The sequence below is a fragment of the Plantactinospora sonchi genome (assembly GCF_036422035.1).
Taxonomy (GTDB): domain Bacteria; phylum Actinomycetota; class Actinomycetes; order Mycobacteriales; family Micromonosporaceae; genus Plantactinospora; species Plantactinospora sonchi.
Map to the genome: position 1 here is coordinate 283,407 of NZ_JAZGQK010000006.1, position 22,433 is coordinate 305,839.

Genomic DNA, 22,433 nt, shown 5'->3' on the forward strand with positions numbered 1-22,433 from the left:
CTCTCCCGAGTCACGGTTCGTGACCGGCGGCGGAGTTCAGAGGTACTGGCCGGGGCTGGGTCCTTCACCCTGCGGCCCGTGGCCGCCAGGCATCCCGGGCATGCCGGCGGGACCCATCGGCAGTGCCGGGCGACCGCCGGAACGCATCTGCTCCAACTGCATCCGGGCGGCCATCTGCTGGGCGACCAGAGCGGCCTGGATGCCGTGGAACAGCCCCTCCAGCCAGCCGACCAGCTGGGCCTGGGCGACCCGCAGCTCGGCCTCGCTCGGCGTCGCGTCCTCGCCGAACGGCAGGGACAACCGGGCCAGCTCCTCGCGCAGCTCGGGAGCGAGCCCGTCCTCCAGCTCGACGATCGACCGCTGGTGGATCTCCCGGAGCCGCTGCCGGCTGGCGTCGTCCAGCGGGGCGGCCTTGACCTCCTCCAGCAGCTGCTTGATCATGCTGCCGATCCGCATCACCTTCGCCGGCTGCTCGATCAGCCGGGACGGGTCCTCGCCCGGATGATCGCCCTCGGTCGGCACGGTGCCGACCGGCCGCCCGTCCGGGCCGACCACCAGCACCGCACCGCCGGGCCGGTTTCCCTGGCTGGTCGACTCGTTGTTGTCTTCCGGGGAGCGTGGCACGTCGGTCATGCTCCCATCTTTGCGCAACCGGTCGGGTCGGCGCGCGTCGGCACCGCTCCGCCCGTCGGTACGGCACCGGTTGTGGGTGGGCGGGCACCCCCCGGTACGGTCCGCGCATGGCCGACAACCCCGCCGCCGTCTCCGGCGAACCGGTGGCCGCGCCCGCCGACCCACGGGCCGTCCTCGACCGGCCGGCACCGCCGCCCGACCTGCGGATCCGGTACGGCGATCACCCCGATCAGGTCGCCGATTTGCGGATACCCGCCCCTGGACCGCCCCGGCCACTGGTCGTGGTGATCCACGGCGGCTTCTGGCGGGTCGAGTACGACCGTCAGCACACCGGCCCGCTCGCCGCCGACCTCGCCGTCCGGGGTTGGCCGGTGGCCCAACTGGAGTACCGGCGGACCGGTCAACCGGGCGGCGGCTGGCCGGGCACCTTCGACGACGTCCTGGCCGGCGTCTCCGCCCTGCCGGGGCTGGCCCGGGCGGCGCTCCCCACCGGTCGGGTCGCCCCGGGCGGGCCGATCCTGCTCGGCCACTCCGCCGGTGGCCATCTCGCGCTCTGGTACGCCCTCCAGGCGCCGGACGACGTACGGGGCGTACTCGCCCTGGCCCCGGTGACGGACCTGGCCGAGGCGTACCGGCTGGACCTGGACGGTGGCGCGGTCGCCGAGCTGCTCGGTGGCGGTCCCGAGGAGGTGCCCGAACGGTACGCGGCGGCGGACCCGGCACGGAACGCTCCACCGAAGGCACCGACCGTGATCGTGCACGGACGTCAGGACCAGCGGGTACCGGTGGAACTGAGTGTCGGTTACGCGACGCTCACCCCGGCCGGGCCCCGTCTGATCGAGTTGCCGGACTGTGAGCATTTCGCCGTCATCGACCCGCTATCCCCCGCGTGGTCTGCGGTGATAGCCGCGTTACATTCCTTCGTCGAGTGATCTCCTCGCCATTGACGCAGCGTCGCGTAGCCGGTAGAACGCCGGAGGGGCTGCGATCCGACCGCCCCTCCGGGAGGAAATTCGTGTCGCAGATGGACCGCAGACAGGCCCTCAGGCTGCTGGGTGCGCTGGGTGCCACCGGGCTGGCCGCCGCGTGCGGTCGGTGGAGCAACAGCGAGACCGGGGACGGGCTCAGTGACGAACCGGTCCGGATCGGCATGATCGCCGCCCAGTCCGGCGCCTACAAGGCGATCGGCGACGAGATGGTCCGGGGATTCCAGCTCTACCTCGACCTGAACGACCAACGACTCGGCGGCCACCCGGTGGATCTGATCATCGCCGACGAGGGGGACACGGTCCAGTCCGGCACCGCCGCGCTGGACAACCTGATCGGCAAGCGGGTCCTGGCGCTGACCGGGGTGGTCACCTCGGCGGTCATGTCCGCGATCCGCGAGAAGGTCGAGCAGTCGAAGATTCCGCTGATCAGCTCCAACGCCTCCCCGGCGACGCTGCAGAGCGTCGTCTACATCTGGCGCACCTCGTACATCAACGACGAGCCGGGGCGGGCGCTGGCCCCGTACATGGCACAGCGGATCCCCGCCGGCGGCCGGATCGCGATCGTCGCGCCGGACTACGACGCCGGGTTCGACGCGGTCCAGGGCTTCCGGCAGAGCTTCGGCGAGTCCGACCAGCGGATCGCCGACCCGGTCATCTGGACCAGCTACATCAAGGGCAAACCCGGCAAGAACGCGTACGCCACGGTGATCAACCAGGTGATGGCCCGTGATCCCGAGGCGGTCTACTGCTTCTTCTCCGGTGACTCCGCCGTCGAGTTCCTCAAGCGGCTGCACGAGGCCGGCTACCGCAAGGACATCTACGCGCCGGGCTTCCTCACCGAGGGGACCGTGCTCGACCAGCTCAAGGTCGCCGAGGCCGAGGGGATCGTCACCTCGCTCAACTACTCGGCGGACCTGAACAACGCGGCCAACCGCCGGTTCGCCTCCGCCTTCCGCAAGGCCCACGGCTCGACCCCGACCACGTACGCGATGGCGTCGTACGACGCGGCGCAGGTGCTCGACAAGGGGATCCGGCTCGCCGGCAACGACCTGACCTCGCTGAACCTGAACCTGGCGCTCGGCCGGGTCGGGCAGATCGACAGCCCCCGTGGGGCGTGGCAGTTCAACCAGCCCCGTACCCCGCAGCAGAAGTGGTACCTGCGCCGGGTGCAGCGGGACGGTCAGGTGCTGTCGAACGTACTGATCAACGAGTTGGCGACGTTGGGCTGAATCCCCTGGTCAGCCTGCCGGCGCGTGGTCCATCCCGCCGACCCCGCTCGTCGCGTCCGGCACCGGGCCGTCCGGTGTGCTCGCCGCGCTGTGCGGCGCCCCGGACCATCTGGACGGCCGCGCCGCCCGGGCAGCCGGTCGCCCGGATCACGTCGACCGCGGAGATCCGGATCTGCGCGGCGATGGCGTCACCGAAGTTGTCCAGCCCCGCACTGCGGGCCCGCCCCGCCAGCCGGGCCACCACGACCGCACGACGCCGGACCGGTGCCAGGTCCCGCCCGGCACGCCCGGCGCTGTGCAGGTGGGCCAGGGTGTCCGCCAGCCGCTCGATCGCGTCGGGCAGGCGACGGGGCACCGGCTCCCCGCATTCGATCGTCACCGCCGCGCGGTGCGCGAGTTCCTGACTCCCCTCGATCACCCGGTTGAGTCGGTCGATCCCTCGGGTGTACCGCTCGAACTCCTGGCGGAGGGGCCACCGCGCCGGTGCGAGGAGAACCACCTCCGCCGCGCCGCTGATCGCGTCCCGCAACCGGTCCCGGTCGGGTCCCATCCCGCACAGCGCGTCCAACGCCCGGCGGGCCCGTTCCTGGTCGCGCTCGCGCAGCGCCAGGCTGATCTCCCTGAACTGTGTGGTGAGGAGAGTGAACACCGGTTCGGCCGCCCGGTCGACCACCCGGACCGGATTGACCGGCAGCAGCAGCGCGACCACGACCAGGCCGACGACACCGCCGGTCACCGCGTCGACGATCCGGGGCAGTTCCAGGTCGCGTTCGCTGGGGGAGAGGGTGGCGATCAGTACGGCGGTACCCCCGACCTGGGCGACCAGCGTTCCGGTACGGCCGGTCAGGCCCAGGGCTATCCCGATGGAGACGCTGACGATGAGTGCGATCTGCCAGGGTCCGGTGCCGAGGGCGTAGACCATCAGGTCGGCGACGGCGATGCCGAACCCGACGCCGGCCAGCAGCTCGAGGGTGCGTCGGCTGCGCTGCCCGATGGCGGTGACGATGGTGCCCACCGCCGCGCTGGGCGCGAAGACCGGGCTGGGGTTGCCGAGCAGGTTGTGGGCGACCCACCAGGCGAGCGCCGCCGCGAGTCCCGCCTGCACCGAGATCACGACGATGATCTCCAACTGTCGGACCCGGAGCCGGGTCTCCTCGGTGCCCCGCCGCCTGGCGCCCGTCGCGTACCGACGCAGCCGGGCGAGGAGCGCGACGAGCGGGGGCCGGGGAGGAACACCGGAGTCCGTCATGGCGGGTGCTACCCGGCACAGGGTCGTCGACACCTCGACAGACGAACTCCGCTCCGACCGGTACGGACGACCGGTACGGCTACGGCCGGAGTTCGGCGACGCAGCACTTCACGCTGCCGCCGCCCTTCTTCAGCTCGGAGAGCTCGACCGGCACCGGGAGGTAGCCGGCCGCCGCGACCTTGGCCGCCATCCCGGTCGCCTCGCTGTTCAGTACGACGTGCCGGCCGTCGCTGACCAGGTTCAGCCCAAACGCGACCGCGTCGGCCTCGTCCGCCCGGATCGCGTCCGGGAAGAGCTGGGCCAGGACCTGCTGGGAGGCCGGGGAGAACGCCTCGGGGAAGTAGACGACGGTCCGGTCGTCGAGCGCGGCCAGCGCGGTGTCCAGGTGGTAGAAGCGCGGGTCGACCAGGCGCAGCGAGACCACCGGCCGGCCGAGCACCTCCTGTGCCTCGGCGTGCGCGGCGGCGGAGGTACGGAAGCCGTAGCCGGCGAGGATCAGGCCGCCGTAGGCGTCGGGGAGGTAGGCGAAGTCGCCCTCGCCCTCGTTGGTCTCGGTGGGCGACACGTGACGCCAGCCGTACGCCTCGTAGAAGGCCCGGTGGCTCTCCGCCTCGGCGGCCCGCTGCCGGTGCCGGAACCGGGCGCCGTAGCTGGTGCCGTCCACCACGAAGGCACCGTTGGCCGCGTAGACCATGTCGGGCAGTCCCGGCTCCGGGGTGAGTTCGTGCACCGTGTGGCCGAGGTCCAGCAGGGTCTCCCGCAGCCGGTACCACTGCTTGACGGCGAGTTCGGAGTCGACCGGGGTGGTGACGTCCATCCAGGGGTTGATCGCGTACTCCACGGTGAAGTACTCCGGCGGACAGAGAAGGTATGTCCGCTTTCTGGGGATCCTCGGCTGGTTCACGGATCCAAGGGTAGGTACGGTGCAGGTTAACTAACAGCCGAAACCGTTGCCTATGAGAGGCTGAACGTTGCAGATAGACGACGTGGACCAGCGAATCATTGCGTCACTGGTCGCCGACGCCCGAATGTCGTACGCGGAGATCGGCGCCCGGGTCTCACTCTCGGCGCCCGCGGTGAAGCGGCGGGTCGACCGACTCCGTGCCGTCGGGGTCATCCGGGGATTCACCGCCGTCATCGACCCGGCCGCGGTCGGCTGGAACACCGAGGCGTTCGTCGAGCTCTTCTGCACCGGGCGGACCACCCCGGCGCAGATCGCCGTCGCGACCCGGCGGCACCCGGAGGTGGTCGGCTCGTACACCGTCTCCGGCGAGGCGGACGCCCTGGTGCACCTGCGGGCCGCCGACATCGCCCACCTGGAACAGGCCCTGGAACGGCTCCGCGCCGAACCCTTCGTCACCTCGACCCGGAGCATGATCGTGCTCTCCCGCCTGGTCGACTCGCCGACGGTGGTCCCGGCGCCCGTCTGACCAGCTTCTTCGCGGGAATCCGTCAACCGGCCGCCGGCCGGGCCCGTCGCCGGTGGGAACGCGAACGCCCGCCGTCGCGTCAGAGCCGGCATGACCGCTGACCGGGCACGTCGCTCCCGCACCGCCGGCACCGCGCTCTCCGCGGGGTTGGCACTGCTCACCGGCACCCTGCTGACCGGTTGCACCACCGAGCCCGATCCGGTGGCGACGCCACCGCGCGATCCCGGCGTACCGGCGGCCGGTGGGATGCGACTCGTCTCCTTCAGCTCCTGCGCCGACGCGCTGGCCGGACTCCGCACCGCCGCCGGCGCGAGCGTCGGGCCGTACGGCTTCCAGAACGGCCGGGCCCGCACCTTCGGCGGCCCGGAGGTGGCCACGGACACCGCCGGTGGCGGCGAGCGGGCCGCGGACGCGGGAAGCCGCCAGGCCGAACCGGCCGGTCCGGGCCACTCCGGCACCAACACGCACGAGGCCGGCGTGGACGAGCCCGACCTGGTGAAGACCGACGGCCGGCGCATCGTCACGGTCAGCCGGGGCGTACTGCGGGTGGTCGAGCCGACGAGCCGGCGGGTGACCGGCAGCCTCGAACTGGATCCCGGCGCGGACCGCGACGGGTGGCCCGAGGCGAACCTCCTGCTGCACGGCGACCGGGCCCTGGTGCTGGTCCGGCAGTACGGCATCGCACTGCCCGACCCGGGGGTCCGGCGGGGCGGGGCCGAGATGCCACCGATCGACGAGAACGCGGTTGTCGGTCCCCGGTTGATCCTGGTCGACCTGGCCGGCGCGCCGAAGGTGCTCGGCGAGTACCGGTTCGACGGTGACCTGGTCGACGCCCGTCAGGTCGGATCGACCGTCCGGGTGGTGGCCCGCTCCGGGCCACGGCTGACCTTCCCGCTGAACAAGGGACCGAAGCCGGTCGACGAGAGGAAGAACCTCGCCACCAACCGGAGGATCGTCGAACAGGCGGAAATCGGCGCCTGGCTGCCCCGCTACCAGACCATCGTGGACGGCCGGGTCACCACCGGCCGGGTCGACTGCGAGCGGCTGAGCCGACCGGCGGTCTACTCCGGTACCTCGCTGGTCTCGCTGCTCAGCTTCGACCTCGGCGCGGACCGCATCGGCGACGGCGACCCGGTCACGGTCGCCGCCGACGGCGACGCCGTCTACAGCAACGGAAGTCGGCTCTACATCGCCGCCGACCAGCGCTGGCGGGCGCTGCCGACGCGCGCCGACGGCACCGCCGCCACTCCGGACCCGAAGGACGAGCAGACCGAGATCTACCAGTTCGACATCGCCGGTCCCGGCCGACCCCGGTACGTCACCGCCGCCGCCGTACCCGGCTGGCTGGTCAACCAGTACGCGATGTCGGAGTGGGACGGTCACCTCCGGGTCGCCACCACCACCGGCGAGAGCTGGGGCGAGAACCCGAAGTCGAGCTCCGCGGTGTACGTCCTGCGCGCGGACGGGTCGACGCTGACCGAGACCGGTCGGGTCACCGGGCTCGGCAAGGGTGAACGGATCTACAGCGTCCGCTTCGTCCAGGGCACCGGTTACGTGGTGACGTTCCGGCAGACCGATCCGCTCTACACCGTCGATCTGCGGGATCCCCGGGCACCGAGGGTCACCGGCGAACTGAAGATCACCGGCTACTCGGCGTACCTGCACCCGCTCGGCGACGGCCGGTTGATCGGGATCGGCCAGGAGGCGGACACGCAGGGGCGTACCCAGGGCACCCAGATCTCGCTCTTCGACGTCTCCGACCTCACCCGGCCGACCCGGATCGCCCAGCACCACGTCCGATACGGGCACTCCGAGGCCGAGTTCGACCCGCACGCGTTCCTCTACTGGCCGGACGACGGCACCCTGGTGGTGCCGCTGACCACGTACCAGCCGCAGGGTGGTGCGCCGGGCGGCGGGGCGATGGTGCTGCGGGTCGGCGCCAACAGCCTCACCGAGGCGGGCCTGGTGGACCACGCCGGGTCGGCCACCCCGGAGACGGGTTCGATCCGGCGGTCGCTGGTGGTGGGCAACGTGCTCTGGACCGTCTCCGACACCGCTCTCCAGGCCACCGACCTGACCACGCTCGGCACCCTCGGCGTCGTCCGGCTCTGAGCGGGCTCGGCGTCGTCCGACGCCGAGGACCTCGGGCCGGGCGGGTCGCCGCCGGTGCGGGAACGACGTCCGTTCCCGCACCGGGAGGTGGGCCGGTTAGAGGTACATCCCGGTGCGGTGCTCGCTGTCCCGCTGCCCCGGCTTGTCCCCCTCGACGAAGAACCGCCGACCACCGAACTCGCCGTGCAGCCGGTCGTCGAGTTCGTCTGCCAGGCCGGTCATCACCTGCACGGCGAGCATCAGGTGGGTGGCCTGGAAGTTGCGGCCGAAGACCGGGATCGAGGCCCACACGGTGTCGTTGGTGCAGTAGAGCCGCCCGATCGGCATCCGGTTGGTCAGCTCGGAGAGCTTGACGTAGAGCTGCTCGGTCGGTTCGACCTCGGTGAGTACCGGGGAGAACACGTCGACAAGCGGCGGATTGTCCCGGACCCGGACGAAGACCATCGCCGAGCCGGCCCGGATGCCGATGTCGCCGTCGGAGTCGACCTGGAGCTGGTCCGCCGACGACTTCATCATCGCCGAGACGACCGTCCGGACCCGCTCCTCCAACGCCATCGACTCGTCGGCGGCCTGGGCGGCCCGGGCGGCGGAAAGTGCCTCCTCGAGGTCGAGGTCCACGCTCACATCCGCGGCCACCTCCGGCCGGGCGGTGCCGAGCGGCTCGACCGGGATCGGCTCGTCCTCGGCGTCGTGCACCAGGAAGACCAGGAAGGCCGGGTGTGGTGCCCCGTAGACGTCGCGCAGGGTCCGCGACACCGTGGTGGCCAGCCGGCTCGCCTCGGTCGTGGTCGTACGCATCCCGAAGTGGTCGCCGGAACCCTCGACCACACCGGGCGGCGACCAGCCGAGCGCGATCATGTCGGCGATCGCCGACCGGTCGAGCCGGTAACCCTGCGGCAGCACGGCGTTGCCTACCGCCCGTACGTCGATCCGGCCGTCCTCGGCGATCTCGATGCTGACCGAGTAGACGGCGTCCCCGGTGCCGGAGGCGGTCGGATCGAGGGTCAGGGCGATCTGCGTCCCGGGTGGCAGACCCCGCACCTGGTTGGCCAACGCCCGAGCGAAGTCCTGCCACGCCTCGGTCACCTTGACCCGCAGGTCGGCGGTGGTGGGCTCGTCGAGCAGGATCGGCTCGTACTGATCGGCCAGGTGTCCCTCGGCTAGCTCGCCTCCCGGCAGTTCCGGGTTGTCAGCCGTCATTAGTCGCCTCCGTCCGTCAGGCACCGCACACCCTACCCAGCGAACGGAAAGCACGGGATAGTGCGGACCCGGATCGGACAATAGGCCGGCTTCGGGGCGCGAACGTGTGCTAGGCGCGGCGGGCGTGGGCGGCGAAGAACTCCCACATCACCTCGGTGGCGTCGACGGCCGCCCGGTATCCGGTGGGCGACGGCCAGGCGTGCCCCATCCGGTTCACCGTGTAGTCGACCACCTCGCTGCCGTCCGGGCACTCGCTGACCGTACGGTTCACCGTCTTGCCCCTGTCGACCCAGACCGGCTCCCCGACCTGGCAGCCGAGGTTCCTGTGCCACTTCGTCAGCCCGGAGTACATCCCGGCGGCGTTACGGTCGTCGTTGCCGATGAAGGTGATCAGCGAGACCGGACGGGACGGCTTGTAACCGGGGTCGTTCCCGGCCGGGCCACCGGAGAACGGGCCGCTGACCGGGGCGATGGCGGCGAACACCTCGGCGGCCTCGACCCCGAGGGTGTACGTCATCCCGGCGCCGGAGGAGAAGCCTGTCGCGTACACCCGGGTCGGGTCCACCGACCACTTCTTCACCAGCTCGTCGACCACCGCCCGGACGAAGTTGACGTCGTCGCCCTCGTCGGGCAGCCGGCTGAACTGGCGACTCTTCGCCTTCGGATAGGCGACCAGAAAGCCCTCCCGGTCGGCGATCGCGTCGAGTCCACTGTTCTCGCGGAGCGCCTCGACGCTCTGGTCGGTGCCGTGCAGGGCGACCACCAGCGGGGTCGGCGTACCCGGTCGGTATCCGGGCGGGGCGTGCACCTCCCAGGTGCGCTCGGTGCCCGCCTGGTCGAGACCCAGCGTGTGGTCACCCGGCGCCGGCGGCACCTCCGGCCGGGCCGGGCGCGACGGGTTCGATGTGCCTCCCGGGCCCGTCGCCTCGTCCGTGCCGCAGCCGATGGTGCCGCCGAGCACGGCCGTGATCGTTACCGCCAGGATTCCGCGTCCGAGCTTCCACGACATGAGTCCCCCGTTCGATGCACCGCATCGCTTCTGCGGTGTGGTGTTGTTCTGCCGTGTCGTCGCCGCCGGCACTATGTCAAAACTGACATAGCTATGCTGCAGCCGGGAGGTACCGGGAGGTAACAGTTTGGCCACTGTGAGCACACTGGGTTACGCCCTGCTCTGCACCCTGCACCGCGGTCCGCTGACCGGGTACGACATCGTGCGGAGGATGCGCAAACCCATCGGTTACTACTGGACGGCGCAGCAGAGTCAGATTTATCCCGAGTTGGCCCGACTGTCGGCCGCCGGCCTGATCGAGCACGAGGCCGATGCCGGTCCGGGGCCGAGACAGCGCAAGACCCACCGGCTCACCGACGCCGGCCGCGAGGCACTGGCCGCCTGGCTGGTCGAGCCGCCCGCGCCGCGCGCTCCCCGGGACGAGGCGGTGCTGAAGACGTACGCGCTCGCGGCGGCCGACCCGGAGCGGATGCGGGGGTTCTACCTCGCCGAGGCCGAGGCGTACCAGCGCCGGCTCGACGACTTCCGGGCACAGCACGCCGACCTGCTCTCCCGGGACGCGGACAATCCTCCCCGCAGGGCGGACGACCCCCGCCATCCGCAGTTCGGGGCGTACGCCACCCTGGAACTGGCGCTGGCCAGTTTCCCGGCCCGGATCGCCTGGTACCGCTGGCTGGCGGAGAAGATGACCGACCTCGGCAGGCTCCGGAACACCCCGACCGACCCGCCGACCCCCTAGTCACCCCCGCCGACGCTCTGCTCACCCCGACAGCGCCCGCCGATGCGCTGGTCACCCCGACCGCGCCCGGCAGGAGCACGGCTCCCGGTTGCCGGCCCGTGGTGGGTCAGGCCGGTGCGATAGCCCCGGAATCGCTCGCCGTTCCGTCGGACTCGCCCGCTGCTGCGGCGGCGGGGTTGGTACCGGTCGGCGTCGCCGTGTCGGAGTCGGCGCTCGGCCAGCCGGTGGCGAGTCGGGCCAGGGCGGCCGCCGCCGTGGACGGGTCGGCGCCCCGGCCGACCGCGATCCCGAGCAGGTACGCCGTGACCGGCGCCCCGGGCCGGAGCACGTGGTGGGCGACGTCACGGGCCAGGTCCAGCACCACCCGCACGTCGACGTCGGCCGGTGTCAGGTCGAGTTCGGCGCAGGCCGCCGTCACCCAGTCGTCCATCCTGCTCATCGAATCCACTCCTCAGCCCGGCGTAGGTCCTCGTCAGTGTCGCAATCGAACCACGGCGGGGGGCCGGATCCCCGCCATGCCAGCTCGGCCACGGTCAGCTCGGCCATCAGGGTCCGTACCGACGCACCCGTGAGCACACCGTCGCGGCGGGCCGCGAGCCGGCCCAACGCGCGCCGCAGCGGGGCGACCCGCCAGACCCCGCACAGCCACTGGGGACGACCGGCGTCGTCGAGATAGACGACACCGTCGGCGTCCGGGACCCGCTCCAGTGCGGTACGCAGTTCCCGCACCGCCGCCGCCGTCAACAGTGGCAGGTCGGCGGCGAGCAGCGCCACGGTCGCCACCCCGCGCCCGTCGACGGCGCCGATTTCCGTTGCCGTGCCCGCGTTGTCGGCCGCGCTCCCGTCGACGGCGCGCATTTCCGTCACCGTGCCCGCGTCGACGGCCGCGTTCCCGTCGACGGCGTCGATTTCCGTTGCCGTGCTCGCGTCGTCGGCCGCGCCCTCTTCGGTGGCCGTGCTCCCGTCGGGCGTACCCGCCATGATCAGCAGGGCCAGGCCGGCTGCGGTGGCCGCGACGGGTCCGCCACCGGCCGGCCGCTCGCGGACCCCGTGCACCCCGGGCGGCAGGCCCTCGGTCGTACCGACGACGACCCGGGGCTCCGCGTCGGAAACGGCGGCGAGCACCCGCTCCCGCATCGAACGGCCGGCCACCGGCAGCGCCGGCTTGTCGACGCCACCCATCCGGCGGCCGGCGCCACCCGTCAGCACCACCGCCGCGAAGCGCGACACTCCCGCAGGCCCCGTCATCCGGGTAACGGTAACCGGGGTTGCCGCCGTACGGTCAACAGCGCCGGAAGTGGCCGGCGGAACGGCGCACACCCGTTACCGGGCACGGAACGCCTCCCGGCGCGACCGGCCGGGCCCGCCCCACCCGTCCAGTGTGGACGGGGGGATGCCGGCCTGCAGTGTCTCGGCGAGGAGCAACGCGAGCGAGTAGTCGGGCTGCGCCTCCAGCGCCCGCTCGATCGCCACGCTGGCCAGGGCTCCCTGCCCGGTACGCCAGGCTGCGAAGGCCAGCAGGCTCGCCGGGGCGGCGACCAGGTCCGGCTCGGCCCGGCGGAGCACGTCCGTCCAGAGCGCCAGGTGCCAGTCCTCCCCGCCGGTGCGCTGCCAGGCCTCGTCCCGGGTCGGCAGATGCACCAGCAGCAGACTGAGCCAGGCCAGCTCGTCGTCGGTGAGCTGGCCGCCGGTACGGTGCCGCAGCATCGCGAGCCGTACGGCGGACCGCCCGGCCCGACGCAGCGCCCGTCGCCCCAGCGGATCGGCCGCCGACGCCCGGTCCAACAGCTCCTGCAGCCGAACCTCCGCCTTCCGGGTCGCCTGACGCATCGCCTGCCGGGGTGGACCGTCGACCGGTGCCACCTGTCGGACCAGCGTCTCGCGGTCGGGGAGCGCCACCTGCCCGGCGAAGGTGGCCGCCGCGGCGAACTGGCTGGTCGAGGCGTCGAACCGGGTTCCCTCCGGGGGACAGCAGCCCGGATCGGCACAGACGTACGACCAGTAGCGGTCGCCGGTCACCCGGAGCGCGTCCAGGACGGGCAGGCCGACCCGGCCGAGCGCGACGGTCAGGGAGTCGATGATCGGGGTGACCCGGGCCGGCGTGCCGTACCCGACGATCGTGGTCGCCTCGACACCCTGCCGGGCGACGACGGCCGCGAGCTGCGCGGCGGCCTCGCCCGGCCCACCGGCTCGGCCGGCCGGATGGTCAGGGCCGACGCCGGGCGGATCCGGTGCGAGGAAGTCGGGCAGGTCTCCCCGGGCCACGAAGATGATCCGGTTGGCACGCAGCGCGATCACCACCACGCTGTCGGCGGGACGGAAGCCGAGCAGATACGGCACGGCGGCGAGCAGGTCGGCGGTGCACCGGACGGCGAGGGTCGCCTGATCGGTCGAGGTCATGCCGGGCAGCCTGACGAAACGCATCGATGATCAGAAGTACGCGCTCGCCGGCCTGTGGACGACACGCCCGACTATCCACAGCTACTCCGCGTAGTCTCCCTGGTCAGGCTCGAACCCCGGCCCGTCCCGCGCCGCCGTGGAATTCCGGCCGGCTCCCGGCTTCCACCCGAGCCGGCCGGTTCGTCAGGTGTGGAACCGGTGGCCGTGCAGCTCGACCACGTCGCGACGGGTGCCCGGGCCGGGCCGGAGTTCCACGGTCAGCTCGACGGCGGAGAGGACGTCGTACCCGGCGGCGTGCAGCCGACGCAGCGCGGCGACGTTGCGGGACCGGGGCTTCACGGTCAGCCGTCGCAGCCCCCGACGCCTGGCCTCCTCGGCGACCTGACCGAGCAGTGCCCGGCCGATGCCCTGGCCGCGCAGCGGAGCGGTGACCACCACCGGTTCGATCCGACCGTTCCGGCCCTCCATGATCAGGCCGACCAGTCCGACCACGCCCGCGCCGTCCCGCTCGGCGACCCACACCCCGGAGAGGTCGAGGCGGGTCAGGTACTCGTCGAACCCCACTCCCGGGTCGGCACCGCCGTACGTCGGGTCGTCGCCCGGGGCGTCGTACAGCTCGTGGTGGTGGTCCGCGAGTTCCGCCCAGAGTCGGCGGCCGACCCGATGGTCAGCCGGCCGGTACGGACGGATGACGGCGGCGCTCACAGAGTCATGTCTACCCCGCCGCCCGGCCGCCCGGCACCGGGTTGCCGAAGAACGGCTACCTTGCCCTGATGGACCTGGCGTATCTGCGGGCGCATCCCGGGCAGCTCCCGCTCTTCCTCACCCACCAGCGGATCCGGGAGACGCCGGTGCCCGGCGGCAACATCTGCACCGCGAGCCGGCTGACCCTGGACGACGGCAGTTCGATCTTCACCAAGAGCTGGCCCGAGGGTCCGGCGGGAGCGGCCGGCGGTGCCCCGGAGAACTTCTTCGCCACCGAGGCGGCCGGGCTGCGGTGGCTGCGGGAGGCGGACGCGGTCGGGGTACCGGAGGTGATCGTGGCGTTGCCGGAGCTGCTGGCCCTGGAGTGGGTGGAGCCGGGCGAGCCGACGCCCTCGGCCGCCCGGCGGTTCGGCGCCGAACTGGCCGCGCTGCACCGGGCCGGTGCGCCCGCCTTCGGTGCCGAATGGCCGGGCTTCATCGGGTCGCTGCCGCAGGACAACACCCCGAGCGACGGCGACTGGCCGGGCTGGTTCGCGGAACACCGGCTCACGCCGTACCTGCGGCGCTCGGTCGACGGCGGCGCGCTCTCCGCGGCCGAGGTCACCCTGGTCGAGCGGCTGATCTCCCGGATCGACGGGTACGGCGGAGTCGAGCCGCCCGCCCGGATCCACGGTGACCTGTGGCCGGGCAACGTGCTCTGGGGCGCCGACGGACGGGCCTGGCTGGTCGACCCGGCCGCGCACGGCGGGCACCGGGAGACCGACCTGGCCCAGCTCGCCCTCTTCGGCGGCGCCCCGCACCTGGACCAGATCCTCGACGCCTACCAGGAGGTGTGGCCGCTGGCCGACGGTTGGCGGGCACGGGTTCCGCTGCACCAACTGCACCTGCTGCTGGTGCACACCGCGATCTTCGGTGCGACGTATCGAAATGCGGTAGGTACGGCCGCTCGCGCCGCGCTGTCGGTGTGACGCGCTACCGTCGAACGATGACCATTCCGGGTTCCCGGCCGGAGGTCGGGGGACTCGTCGACCGGTACGGTCGGATGGCCACCGACCTCCGTGTCTCCCTGACCGACCGGTGCAACCTGCGCTGCACCTACTGCATGCCGGCCGAAGGGCTGCCCTGGCTGCCGAAGTCGGAGGTGCTGACCGACGACGAGGTGGCCCGACTCGTCGGCGTGGCGGTACGCCTGCTCGGCGTGACCGAGGTCCGGTTCACCGGCGGCGAGCCGTTGATCCGACCCGGCCTGATGAAGATCGTCGCTGCCGTCGCCGCGCTGGAGCCACGGCCGGTCATCTCGTTGACCACCAACGGGATCGGGCTCGACCGGCTCGCCGCGCCGTTGCGCGCGGCCGGGCTCGACCGGGTCAACGTCTCGCTGGACACCCTGGATCCAGAGCGGTTCACCGCGCTGACCCGACGGTCGCGCCTGTCGGACGTGCTCGACGGGCTGGCCGGAGCGGTCGCCGCCGGGCTGACCCCGGTCAAAATCAACTCGGTGCTGATGCGCGGCGTCAACGAGGGGGACGCTCCGGAGTTGCTGCGGTTCGCCCTGGCCCACGGTTACGAGCTGCGCTTCATCGAGCAGATGCCGCTGGACGCCCAGCACGGCTGGGACCGTTCGACGATGGTCACCGCCGAGGAGATCCTCGCCGCGCTGCGGGCCGAGTTCACCCTGCTGCCGGATCCGGTCGAGCGGGGCGGGGCGCCGGCCGAGACCTGGCTGGTGGAGGGGTGGACCGCCGCCGACGGCCGACCGGCCCGGGTCGGGGTGATCGCCAGTGTCACCCGGCCGTTCTGCGGGGACTGCGACCGGACCCGGCTCACCGCCGACGGGCAGGTCCGGAACTGCCTCTTCGCGATGGACGAGTCGGATCTGCGGGCGGCACTGCGCGGCGGGGCGGACGACGAGGAGCTGGCCCGCCGGTGGCGGGTGGCGATGTGGGGCAAGCGGGCCGGGCACGGCATCGACGATCCGAGCTTCCTGCAGCCGGTACGCCCGATGTCCGCGATCGGGGGTTGACTGTGGACGGAGCGGCCACCCGGACGACCGTGGTCGTACGCTACTTCGCGGCGGCCCGGGCCGCCGCCGGAGTCGCCGAGGAGACCGTTCCCGGCGGGCGTAACCTCGACGAACTCGTCGGTGACCTGACCCGACGGCACGGCGAGCAACTCGGCAGGGTGCTCAGTTTGGCGAGTTTCCTGGTCGACGGCGTCGCCTGTCATGATCGTCAGGCCCCGTTGCCGGCGGGCACGACAGTGGACGTCCTGCCGCCGTTCGCCGGCGGCTGAGGAGGCCAGTTGTTCGGGGTCCTGGGCTTTGTCGGGACATTGGTGCTGGCCATCAGCCTGATCCACCTATACCTCTGGAAACGGCTGATCCGGGATACCACCCGGCCGGGGCGCTGGCGTCGGCTCGGGACGATCGCGGCCCTGGTGCTGGCCGTACTCGCACCGGCCACGCTGATCAGCACCCGGCAGGGGTTCTACTGGCTCGCCTGGCCGGGTTACCTCTGGCTCGCGGTGATGTTCTACCTGCTGGTCATCCTGGTCGTACTGGAAGTGCCGACGCTGGTGGCCCGGCTGGTGCTGCGCCGGCGTACCCGTCGTGCCGGCCCGGCCACCAGGTTGCCGGTTGCCGTGCCGGCGGGCGCCGAGGTGGCGGAGCCGGCGACGCCGAACGCCACCACGGCCTCGACCGGGTCGGTGTCGGCTCCGGCCGGGGTGACGTCCGGTCCGGCCGCCGGGCCGGGCGACGTGCCGCCCCAGCCGGCCACGGTGCCACCGGCATCCGGCGGTGCCCCGTCGGTCGAGCCCGGGCACGATCCGGACCGGCGGCGGCTGCTGGCCCGGGGCGCCGCGATCTTCGCCGGGCTCACCGCCCCCGCGATCGTCGGCTACGGCGTCCACACCGCGCTCGGGCCGCCACGGGTCGACCGGGTGCGGATCCCGCTCGCCAAGCTTCCCCGGGCCATGGACGGGCTGCGGATAGCCACCGTCTCCGACATCCACATCGGACCGTTGACCGGTAAAGCCCACACCGAACGGATCGTCGCCACCATCAACCGGCTCGACGCCGACCTGGTGGCCGTGGTCGGCGATCTGGTCGACGGCACGGTCGGCGAACTCGGCGACGCCGCCGCCCCACTGCGCGACCTCCGCTCCCGGTACGGCAGCTTCTTCGTCACCGGCAACCACGAGTACTACTCCGGTGTCGAGGAGTGGGTGGTCGAGGTTGACCGGCTCGGGTTGCGGGTGCTGCAGAACCGGCGGCAGGAGATCCTGGCCCGGGGCGGGGCGCTCGACCTGGCCGGGGTGAACGACCCGGCCGGCGCCGACCTGGGCTTCGCCGAGGGCCCCGACTTCACCGCCGCGCTGGGCGGCCGGGACCCGAGCCGCCCGGTGGTACTGCTGGCCCACCAGCCGGTCAACGTGTACGAGGCGGCGAAGCACGGGGTCGACCTGCAACTGTCCGGGCACACCCACGGCGGTCAGATCGTGCCGTTCAATCTCCTGGTCGGGTTGCAGCAGCCGGTCGTCTCCGGCCACGCCACCATCGACGGCACCCAGCTGTACGTCACCAACGGCGCCGGGTTCTGGGGGCCGCCGGTCCGGGTCGGTGCCCCGCCGCAGGTGACCCTGGTCGAACTCCGCTCGGTCTGACCTGGCCACCGTCCGTTCGCGACGCAACGGAAGAGCCGTCCATCCCGGCACCGAGCAGGAGATCGAACCTGACCGGTGAGCGTTTCACGAACCGCACCGACAGTTTGTCGTCATCGGTTCGGACGGTCGTCATCACCGCAGTGGCGTTACCACCACCGTAACAAAATGATCCTGGCAGAATAAGTCGCAATGACTGATGACGTCGGCGTGGTTCGGGAAGCAGCGGGAGAACACCGCCCGGCGTTTCTCGAACTCTTTTTCGACCTGGTGTTCGTCCTTGCGTTCATCGTGCTGGCGGCGGACCTGTCCGCGACGCCGACCTGGCTGGCCTCCGCACAAACGCTGATCCTTTTCCTGGCGTTCTCGCTGGTGTGGGCCCTCACCTCGTGGGCGGCGGACACCTTCGACCTGAATCATCCGCGCGGCCAGGTGCAGGTTTTCTGGGTGATGACGGGCAGCCTGGTGATGTCGATCGCGGTTCCGCAGGCGTTCAGCGAACGGGGGCCGCTCTTCGCGATCGCATATCTCGCGATCCATTTCGGGTCGAGCACGTATCTTGTGATCGCCGGTCGACAACAGATTCTACGGACCCGTAACCGTCGGATCCTGTTCTGGGTCGGCATCTCCGGGACGGCCTGGCTCGCCGGCGCGTTCCTTCCCGACACCGCGCGCACCGCGCTCTGGGCGGTAGCGATATCGATCGAGTACGTGGCGGTGGTGCTCGGCTGGCCCACTCCGAGACTCGGCCGCTCCTCAGGGTGGGAGTGGAAACTCGTCGGTGAGCGCGTCGCCGAACGCTACCGGGAGTTTCTGGTCATCGCGCTCGGCATGTTGATCTTCATAGCCGCGCTGACGATCGGCCCGGAGAACTACACGATCCACCGGCTCACCGCCTTCGGAATGGCGTTCGCGACGGCGGTGCTGATGTGGCGGATCTACATATTCCGTGCCGGCGAAGTGCTGCCCGAGGCGATCGTCGCCTCGCCGAACCCATCCAGGTTCTGTCAGTTCGCGGTGTTGGGGCACCTCGTCATGGTCGCTGGCCTCATCCTCACGGCGGCCGGGACCGCACTCGCCATCGACGACCCGTTGCGCCGCCCCCACCTGGGCTGGGGCATGATCATTCTCGGCGGACCGGCACTGTTCCTGGTCGGCTGCGGTCTGCTCGACTACACCGTCTTCAGCCGAGTGTCCTGGACCCGCCCCGTCGGAATCATCCTGCTCGGCCTGCTCGTGCTCACCTTTCCCGTCCTCCCGCAACTCAGCGTCATGGCGCTCGTTCCACTGATCCTGCTCGGCGTCGCGATCGCGTACACGGTCGAGTTCCGAACGCGACAGGCCTCGCCCCCACGGATACGTCACTGATTCGTCTCGTAACCCGCACCACCCCGACACCGACGTCCGTTGGCGGGAGCGGGCGGGGCGGTGTCATTACGAGCGTCCTCGGCCGAGGACGCCCGGCGCGACCGGCCGGCGGTACGCGACCGTGACCTCGACGACCAGCGTCACGGCGAGCACGACGTCGATCAGGACCAGCGCGGCGTACATCGGCAGCACATGCAGGGCCGGCACTGTGGCGAGCAGGACGAGCATCCCGATGAGCCGGGGGCGGAACGACCGGTGGACCACCAGGTCGAACAGTGCACTGCCGAGCAGGAAGAGCGTGGGTCCGGCAACCACGCAGATCGTCCACGCCACCTCCTCCCTGCGCAGCGGATCATGCACGGCCAGGTCGGCGGCGGCCGCCATCACCACGACACCGGCGACCATCACCAGGTGGCTGTGCGACATGAGGATTCCGCGACGCACCTGCGCCAGGAGTCCGATGGACGCACCGGCGAGCAGTTCCCTCGCCCGGTTGATGTAAATCTGGAAGACCAGGAGCGCGCCGACGATCGCGGCCGCCGCCGCGGCGACACTCTCGGTCGCGAGTCCGACCGGCAGGACCCGCAGGCCCACGCTCAGGATCATCTCCCCGAGCGCGACGACGAATATCTGGCGGTGCCGCTCGTAGAGGTGGGGACCGGCGAAGATCCGGGAGGCCAGTTCGGTCCGGCCAAGGCGCGGCGTCGGCCATCCGTCGGTTGCCGAGACGTATTCGATGACGAGCGCGGCGGACCAGAGCACCAACTGGGTGTCACCGCCCGCGATCGCCCCGCCGATCCAGAGCGGGCTGGTGAGACCGTGCCAGAAGATGACCCGGATGCTCCTGGCCTGCACGGTCCGGTTGACCCTGGTACTGGGGATGAGGAAACCGTCGCGCACGACATGGATGGCGAGGTACGCGCCGGCGAAGTACAGACCGCGCGTCTCGAACGCGGTCGGCATCACCAGCGCCATCAACATGACGCCGAGCATGATCAGGATCGTGACCACCTGGATCTTCGACAGGCGCGGATTGAACAGGTCGGTCAGCCAGACAGTCAGTACCCAGACCCACCACGCGGTCAGGAGCAGCAGAACCGTCTCGAAAGCGCCCTCACCGGTCAGATGCTGCGTCAGCTCCTGCGACAGCTGGGCGAAGACGATGATGAAGGCGATATCGAAGAAGAGTTCGAGGAACGACGGAGGTTCGACGGAACCGCGCGGACGGCGGATCGTCGGTATCGACTGGTCGTCTCGCCGTTCCGTCATGTCCCTTTTATACCTCTTTCCGGTCCGCCGAACGCAGGTCATGACGCTCTCAGAATCGACGATCTTGTGAAGCGCATCGAGCAGGGAGTCTTTCCGCTTGGCGCCCAGATCCCCTCGGCAGGGAAGCTGGCGGACCACTACGACGTATCCACGAAGACCGTTTCACGCGCCGTAGCCAAGCTTCACGAGCGCGGCGTACTGGTCAGCCGTCCCGGCCGCGGCGTCCGTGGCCGACAAACAGCAGGCGTAGGTGTAGCGCAAAGATCCACATTGGCGCGCCGCGGGCCGTCCACACCTCGACCTCGCCAAGCACGAGTCCCAGATGGAAGCTTGAAGGGTGACAGGGACCTGGAACGGCGAACCGGTCACCTTCCGGACCGCCGGGATCGACGAAACGGCCGACGTACTCGGCGTGCTGGACGAGGCGGCGGGCTGGCTCCGGACGCGGGGCGTCAGCCAGTGGCCGGCGCGCTTCGAACCGGGCTGGGTGACCGGTGCGATCGGTCGGAACGAGACCTGGCTGGTCCGGGTCGGCGACCGGGTCGCCGCGACCTTCACCCTGGACTGGTCCGACCCGCTCTGGAACGACATCGGGGGCAACGCCGGTTACCTGCACCGCTCGGCGGTACGCCGCTCGACCGCCGGCCTCGGCACCCTCCTCCTGGCCTGGGCGGGCGACACCGTACGCCGACACGGCCGCGACGCGCTGCGGCTGGACTGCGTCGCCACCAACCGGCGGCTGCGCGACTACTACGAGTCGGCCGGTTTTCTCCACCGGGGCGACGTGACGGTGGGCGGGGCTCCGGGCCAGCGTCGGAAGGACGGGCCGACCACCCCGGTCAGCCGCTACGAACTGCCGCTGAAGGCCAACCACGAACCGCCGCTGGAAACCGCGGACCGGAGACCAGCGGCTCCACGGTAGGAAGGGCTCGACCTCCACGTCCGACCCGTCGTCTGGCCAGAGGTTCTGGCCAGCGTGGAACGCCGGGCCGGCCACTGCCGCAGGGGCGACATACACAGCAGATACACAGACCGCAGACCGCGATGGTCGCTCCCCGTATCCGCCCGCCGGGCCGTCGACCTGGGAACACGGATCGGTCTCGGGAGGCACGACCGTCGTCGAGGCCCGATCCGGCCGGAAGGCGGGAGGGCGGCCGAGACCCCACCCTTATAACATCCGCTCACTGTCGCAACCGACCGATCGACCGAGGCGGGCCGAATGAGCTGTCCGAAGTGTGGAGAGGACGCCGAGCCCGGGGCGACGTACTGTCTGCGGCCCGAGTGCGGAGCCCGCCTGCCCCTGACCGACGTCGAAGAGCGGGAGGAACGCGCCGAGACGGCGGCCGCCCCCGGCAGTGACACACCGGACCCGCCGGAGGAGCCGGCCGCGACGCCGGATCAGGCCGTGCCCACGCCGGGCGACACCACCACGAGACCAGGCAGGACCGGCGCGGACCCGGGCATCGTCGCCGCGGGACCGGCCGATGCCGCCACGAAGCCGGGCAGTGGCGCAACACCGCCCGGGCACGGTCCGACGGGCCCGCAGAGCACCGGAACCGGGTCGGACGACGGCGCGACGGGGCAGAAGGAGGGCCTGGCGAGACCGCTCGGTCGGACCCTCGCCGTCGCCGCCGCCGTACTCGGGCTGCTGCTGTTCGGGACCGTTGTCGTACTCGTCCGGGACGGCGATCCGGCGCGGCAGCAGGCCACCGTACCGCCACCGCCCGCACCGGTCGGCCAACCGATGCCGAGCAGTCTGCCGAGCATCGAACCCGCGCTCACCGCGCCGACAGAGCCGGGCGGGTCGGGCCGACCGCGCGACGACAACCGGAAGCCGGCCGGTGACCGGGACCCGGCGGACGACCCGCGACGACCATCCGCCGACGACAACCAGCCGGAACCGACCCCGAGACGGACGACGAAGCCACCGAGGACGCCCCGGTCGCAGGCCCCACCGGCACCGGCGGAGCCGCCGTCCATCACCGCCTCGGCGTCGGCGATCTGCTACAGCGACGGCACCTGGTCGGTACGCATCACGGGACGGGTGAAGAACGGCAGCGCCAGCACGGTGTGGGGATTCGCCCAGGACGACGACTACGCGTACCACGGATGGAGCATCGGCAGCGGCACCTCGTTCTCCGGCGAGGTCCACCCGACGGTCGGCGGCAGCGAACTGACCCGCTCGTCCACCAGCTGGTACGTCCAGGCCACCGTCAACGGGAAGCAGATCCACCACCCGACCGGTACGGTCAGCCGCAGCTGCTGACCGTACCGGCTCCCCGGACCCCGATCCCGTGCGAACGGGCGGCGCTGCCGCGCCGGCTCCCGGTGGCGGTGGTCGCCGTCAGACCGCCGCCACTGACAGTGACTGCGGCGCGGGCGAGAAATCACATTCGCGCGTGGCGACAGGCGCTCACATACCGGCCCGTGACAGGATGCGG

At 71.5% G+C, this 22,433-nt stretch carries 22 protein-coding genes and 1 pseudogene; 13 read left to right on the forward strand and 10 right to left on the reverse strand.

The genetic code is table 11. The features are described 5' to 3' along the window. Positions 1 to 36: 36 nt before the first annotated feature. Positions 37 to 633, reverse strand: coding sequence for a bacterial proteasome activator family protein (locus V1633_RS07720; RefSeq protein ID WP_331213498.1), 597 nt, complete (start codon positions 631 to 633; stop codon positions 37 to 39). Positions 634 to 740: 107 nt separating this feature from the next. Between V1633_RS07720 and V1633_RS07725 the strand changes: the two genes are divergently transcribed. Together V1633_RS07725 and V1633_RS07730 are read left to right on the forward strand one after the other, a co-directional pair. Continuing rightward, positions 741 to 1,565, forward strand: coding sequence for an alpha/beta hydrolase family protein (locus tag V1633_RS07725; protein ID WP_331213499.1), 825 nt, complete (start codon positions 741 to 743; stop codon positions 1,563 to 1,565). An 83-nt stretch (positions 1,566 to 1,648) separates the two neighbouring features. Beyond that, positions 1,649 to 2,851: an ABC transporter substrate-binding protein gene (locus tag V1633_RS07730; protein ID WP_331213500.1), complete on the forward strand. Its 1,203-nt coding sequence runs from the start codon at positions 1,649 to 1,651 to the stop codon at positions 2,849 to 2,851. Here the strand turns inward: V1633_RS07730 and V1633_RS07735 are convergent. Together V1633_RS07735 and ddaH are read right to left on the reverse strand one after the other, a co-directional pair. Then, positions 2,826 to 4,100, reverse strand: coding sequence for an FUSC family protein (locus V1633_RS07735; protein WP_331213501.1), 1,275 nt, complete (start codon positions 4,098 to 4,100; stop codon positions 2,826 to 2,828). The genes V1633_RS07730 and V1633_RS07735 overlap by 26 nt on opposite strands. A gap of 79 nt (positions 4,101 to 4,179) precedes the next feature. Then, on the reverse strand, positions 4,180 to 5,004 hold the full coding sequence (ddaH, locus tag V1633_RS07740) for a dimethylargininase (protein ID WP_407951977.1): 825 nt from the start codon (positions 5,002 to 5,004) through the stop codon (positions 4,180 to 4,182). Between the two features lie 67 nt (positions 5,005 to 5,071). On the opposite strand from ddaH, the gene V1633_RS07745 reads away from it, so the two are divergent. Next, positions 5,072 to 5,530: an Lrp/AsnC family transcriptional regulator gene (locus tag V1633_RS07745; protein WP_331213502.1), complete on the forward strand. Its 459-nt coding sequence runs from the start codon at positions 5,072 to 5,074 to the stop codon at positions 5,528 to 5,530. A 90-nt stretch (positions 5,531 to 5,620) separates the two neighbouring features. Next, on the forward strand, positions 5,621 to 7,642 hold the full coding sequence (locus tag V1633_RS07750) for a beta-propeller domain-containing protein (RefSeq protein ID WP_331213503.1): 2,022 nt from the start codon (positions 5,621 to 5,623) through the stop codon (positions 7,640 to 7,642). Positions 7,643 to 7,738: 96 nt separating this feature from the next. Here V1633_RS07750 and V1633_RS07755 read toward each other — a convergent pair whose 3' ends face one another. Further along, on the reverse strand, positions 7,739 to 8,842 hold the full coding sequence (locus tag V1633_RS07755; RefSeq protein WP_331213504.1) for a T3SS (YopN, CesT) and YbjN peptide-binding chaperone 1: 1,104 nt from the start codon (positions 8,840 to 8,842) through the stop codon (positions 7,739 to 7,741). 109 nt (positions 8,843 to 8,951) lie between these two features. Next, positions 8,952 to 9,851: an extracellular catalytic domain type 1 short-chain-length polyhydroxyalkanoate depolymerase gene (locus tag V1633_RS07760; protein ID WP_331213505.1), complete on the reverse strand. Its 900-nt coding sequence runs from the start codon at positions 9,849 to 9,851 to the stop codon at positions 8,952 to 8,954. Positions 9,852 to 9,987: 136 nt separating this feature from the next. Between V1633_RS07760 and V1633_RS07765 the strand changes: the two genes are divergently transcribed. Then, the gene (locus V1633_RS07765) at positions 9,988 to 10,590 is read left to right on the forward strand and encodes a PadR family transcriptional regulator (protein WP_331213506.1); all 603 of its coding nucleotides are present in this window, start codon (positions 9,988 to 9,990) and stop codon (positions 10,588 to 10,590) included. Between the two features lie 106 nt (positions 10,591 to 10,696). Here V1633_RS07765 and V1633_RS07770 read toward each other — a convergent pair whose 3' ends face one another. From V1633_RS07770 to V1633_RS07785, 4 genes are all read right to left on the reverse strand, one after another. Beyond that, on the reverse strand, positions 10,697 to 11,029 hold the full coding sequence (locus tag V1633_RS07770; RefSeq protein ID WP_331213507.1) for a DUF6457 domain-containing protein: 333 nt from the start codon (positions 11,027 to 11,029) through the stop codon (positions 10,697 to 10,699). Next, a complete protein-coding gene (mobA, locus tag V1633_RS07775) occupies positions 11,026 to 11,838 on the reverse strand; it encodes a molybdenum cofactor guanylyltransferase (protein WP_331213508.1) in 813 nt (270 codons plus the stop codon). Before mobA ends, V1633_RS07770 begins: the two co-directional genes overlap by 4 nt. Before the next feature lie 75 nt (positions 11,839 to 11,913). Beyond that, positions 11,914 to 12,990, reverse strand: coding sequence for a DUF4192 domain-containing protein (locus tag V1633_RS07780; protein ID WP_331213509.1), 1,077 nt, complete (start codon positions 12,988 to 12,990; stop codon positions 11,914 to 11,916). A gap of 183 nt (positions 12,991 to 13,173) precedes the next feature. Next, the gene (locus V1633_RS07785) at positions 13,174 to 13,695 is read right to left on the reverse strand and encodes a GNAT family N-acetyltransferase (RefSeq protein WP_331213510.1); all 522 of its coding nucleotides are present in this window, start codon (positions 13,693 to 13,695) and stop codon (positions 13,174 to 13,176) included. 68 nt (positions 13,696 to 13,763) lie between these two features. On the opposite strand from V1633_RS07785, the gene V1633_RS07790 reads away from it, so the two are divergent. The 5 genes from V1633_RS07790 (at position 13,764) to V1633_RS07810 (ending at position 18,723) form a co-directional block, all read left to right on the forward strand. Then, complete coding sequence (locus tag V1633_RS07790) at positions 13,764 to 14,663, forward strand: fructosamine kinase family protein (protein WP_331213511.1); 900 nt, start codon at positions 13,764 to 13,766, stop codon at positions 14,661 to 14,663. A 17-nt stretch (positions 14,664 to 14,680) separates the two neighbouring features. Beyond that, the gene (gene moaA / locus V1633_RS07795; protein WP_407951978.1) at positions 14,681 to 15,718 is read left to right on the forward strand and encodes a GTP 3',8-cyclase MoaA; all 1,038 of its coding nucleotides are present in this window, start codon (positions 14,681 to 14,683) and stop codon (positions 15,716 to 15,718) included. Beyond that, positions 15,715 to 15,987: a MoaD/ThiS family protein gene (locus V1633_RS07800; RefSeq protein ID WP_331213512.1), complete on the forward strand. Its 273-nt coding sequence runs from the start codon at positions 15,715 to 15,717 to the stop codon at positions 15,985 to 15,987. The genes moaA and V1633_RS07800 overlap by 4 nt, the downstream gene beginning before the upstream one ends. 9 nt (positions 15,988 to 15,996) lie before the next feature. Then, positions 15,997 to 17,358, forward strand: coding sequence for a metallophosphoesterase (locus V1633_RS07805; RefSeq protein WP_331213513.1), 1,362 nt, complete (start codon positions 15,997 to 15,999; stop codon positions 17,356 to 17,358). A 189-nt stretch (positions 17,359 to 17,547) separates the two neighbouring features. Beyond that, positions 17,548 to 18,723 (forward strand): low temperature requirement protein A, encoded by a 1,176-nt coding sequence (locus V1633_RS07810; RefSeq protein WP_331213514.1) that lies wholly within the window; start codon positions 17,548 to 17,550, stop codon positions 18,721 to 18,723. 66 nt (positions 18,724 to 18,789) lie between these two features. Here the strand turns inward: V1633_RS07810 and V1633_RS07815 are convergent, their stop codons facing one another. Continuing rightward, the gene (locus tag V1633_RS07815) at positions 18,790 to 19,992 is read right to left on the reverse strand and encodes a low temperature requirement protein A (protein ID WP_331213515.1); all 1,203 of its coding nucleotides are present in this window, start codon (positions 19,990 to 19,992) and stop codon (positions 18,790 to 18,792) included. A gap of 66 nt (positions 19,993 to 20,058) precedes the next feature. Here V1633_RS07815 and V1633_RS07820 point away from each other — a divergent pair. The 3 genes and pseudogenes from V1633_RS07820 to V1633_RS07830 all read left to right on the forward strand — a co-directional run. Beyond that, positions 20,059 to 20,205 (forward strand): annotated as a pseudogene (locus tag V1633_RS07820) (GntR family transcriptional regulator); the annotation flags it as partial. A gap of 124 nt (positions 20,206 to 20,329) precedes the next feature. Continuing rightward, positions 20,330 to 20,914: a GNAT family N-acetyltransferase gene (locus V1633_RS07825; protein WP_331213516.1), complete on the forward strand. Its 585-nt coding sequence runs from the start codon at positions 20,330 to 20,332 to the stop codon at positions 20,912 to 20,914. A 297-nt stretch (positions 20,915 to 21,211) separates the two neighbouring features. Continuing rightward, positions 21,212 to 22,258, forward strand: coding sequence for a ribosomal eL19 family protein (locus V1633_RS07830; protein ID WP_331213517.1), 1,047 nt, complete (start codon positions 21,212 to 21,214; stop codon positions 22,256 to 22,258). The last annotated feature ends 175 nt before the right edge of the window (positions 22,259 to 22,433 follow it).

What these genes read in the sequence shown, in the direction of transcription:
- V1633_RS07720 (WP_331213498.1), bottom strand. Translation starts at nt 633, where the DNA reads ATGACCGACGTGCCACGCTCCCCGGAAGACAACAACGAGTCGACCAGC.
- V1633_RS07725 (WP_331213499.1), top strand. Translation starts at nt 741, where the DNA reads ATGGCCGACAACCCCGCCGCCGTCTCCGGCGAACCGGTGGCCGCGCCC.
- V1633_RS07735 (WP_331213501.1), bottom strand. Translation starts at nt 4,100, where the DNA reads ATGACGGACTCCGGTGTTCCTCCCCGGCCCCCGCTCGTCGCGCTCCTC.
- V1633_RS07750 (WP_331213503.1), top strand. Translation starts at nt 5,621, where the DNA reads ATGACCGCTGACCGGGCACGTCGCTCCCGCACCGCCGGCACCGCGCTC.
- V1633_RS07755 (WP_331213504.1), bottom strand. Translation starts at nt 8,842, where the DNA reads ATGACGGCTGACAACCCGGAACTGCCGGGAGGCGAGCTAGCCGAGGGA.
- V1633_RS07760 (WP_331213505.1), bottom strand. Translation starts at nt 9,851, where the DNA reads ATGTCGTGGAAGCTCGGACGCGGAATCCTGGCGGTAACGATCACGGCC.
- V1633_RS07770 (WP_331213507.1), bottom strand. Translation starts at nt 11,029, where the DNA reads ATGAGCAGGATGGACGACTGGGTGACGGCGGCCTGCGCCGAACTCGAC.
- mobA (WP_331213508.1), bottom strand. Translation starts at nt 11,838, where the DNA reads ATGACGGGGCCTGCGGGAGTGTCGCGCTTCGCGGCGGTGGTGCTGACG.
- V1633_RS07780 (WP_331213509.1), bottom strand. Translation starts at nt 12,990, where the DNA reads ATGACCTCGACCGATCAGGCGACCCTCGCCGTCCGGTGCACCGCCGAC.
- V1633_RS07790 (WP_331213511.1), top strand. Translation starts at nt 13,764, where the DNA reads ATGGACCTGGCGTATCTGCGGGCGCATCCCGGGCAGCTCCCGCTCTTC.
- moaA (WP_407951978.1), top strand. Translation starts at nt 14,681, where the DNA reads ATGACCATTCCGGGTTCCCGGCCGGAGGTCGGGGGACTCGTCGACCGG.
- V1633_RS07810 (WP_331213514.1), top strand. Translation starts at nt 17,548, where the DNA reads ATGACTGATGACGTCGGCGTGGTTCGGGAAGCAGCGGGAGAACACCGC.
- V1633_RS07815 (WP_331213515.1), bottom strand. Translation starts at nt 19,992, where the DNA reads ATGACGGAACGGCGAGACGACCAGTCGATACCGACGATCCGCCGTCCG.
- V1633_RS07830 (WP_331213517.1), top strand. Translation starts at nt 21,212, where the DNA reads ATGAGCTGTCCGAAGTGTGGAGAGGACGCCGAGCCCGGGGCGACGTAC.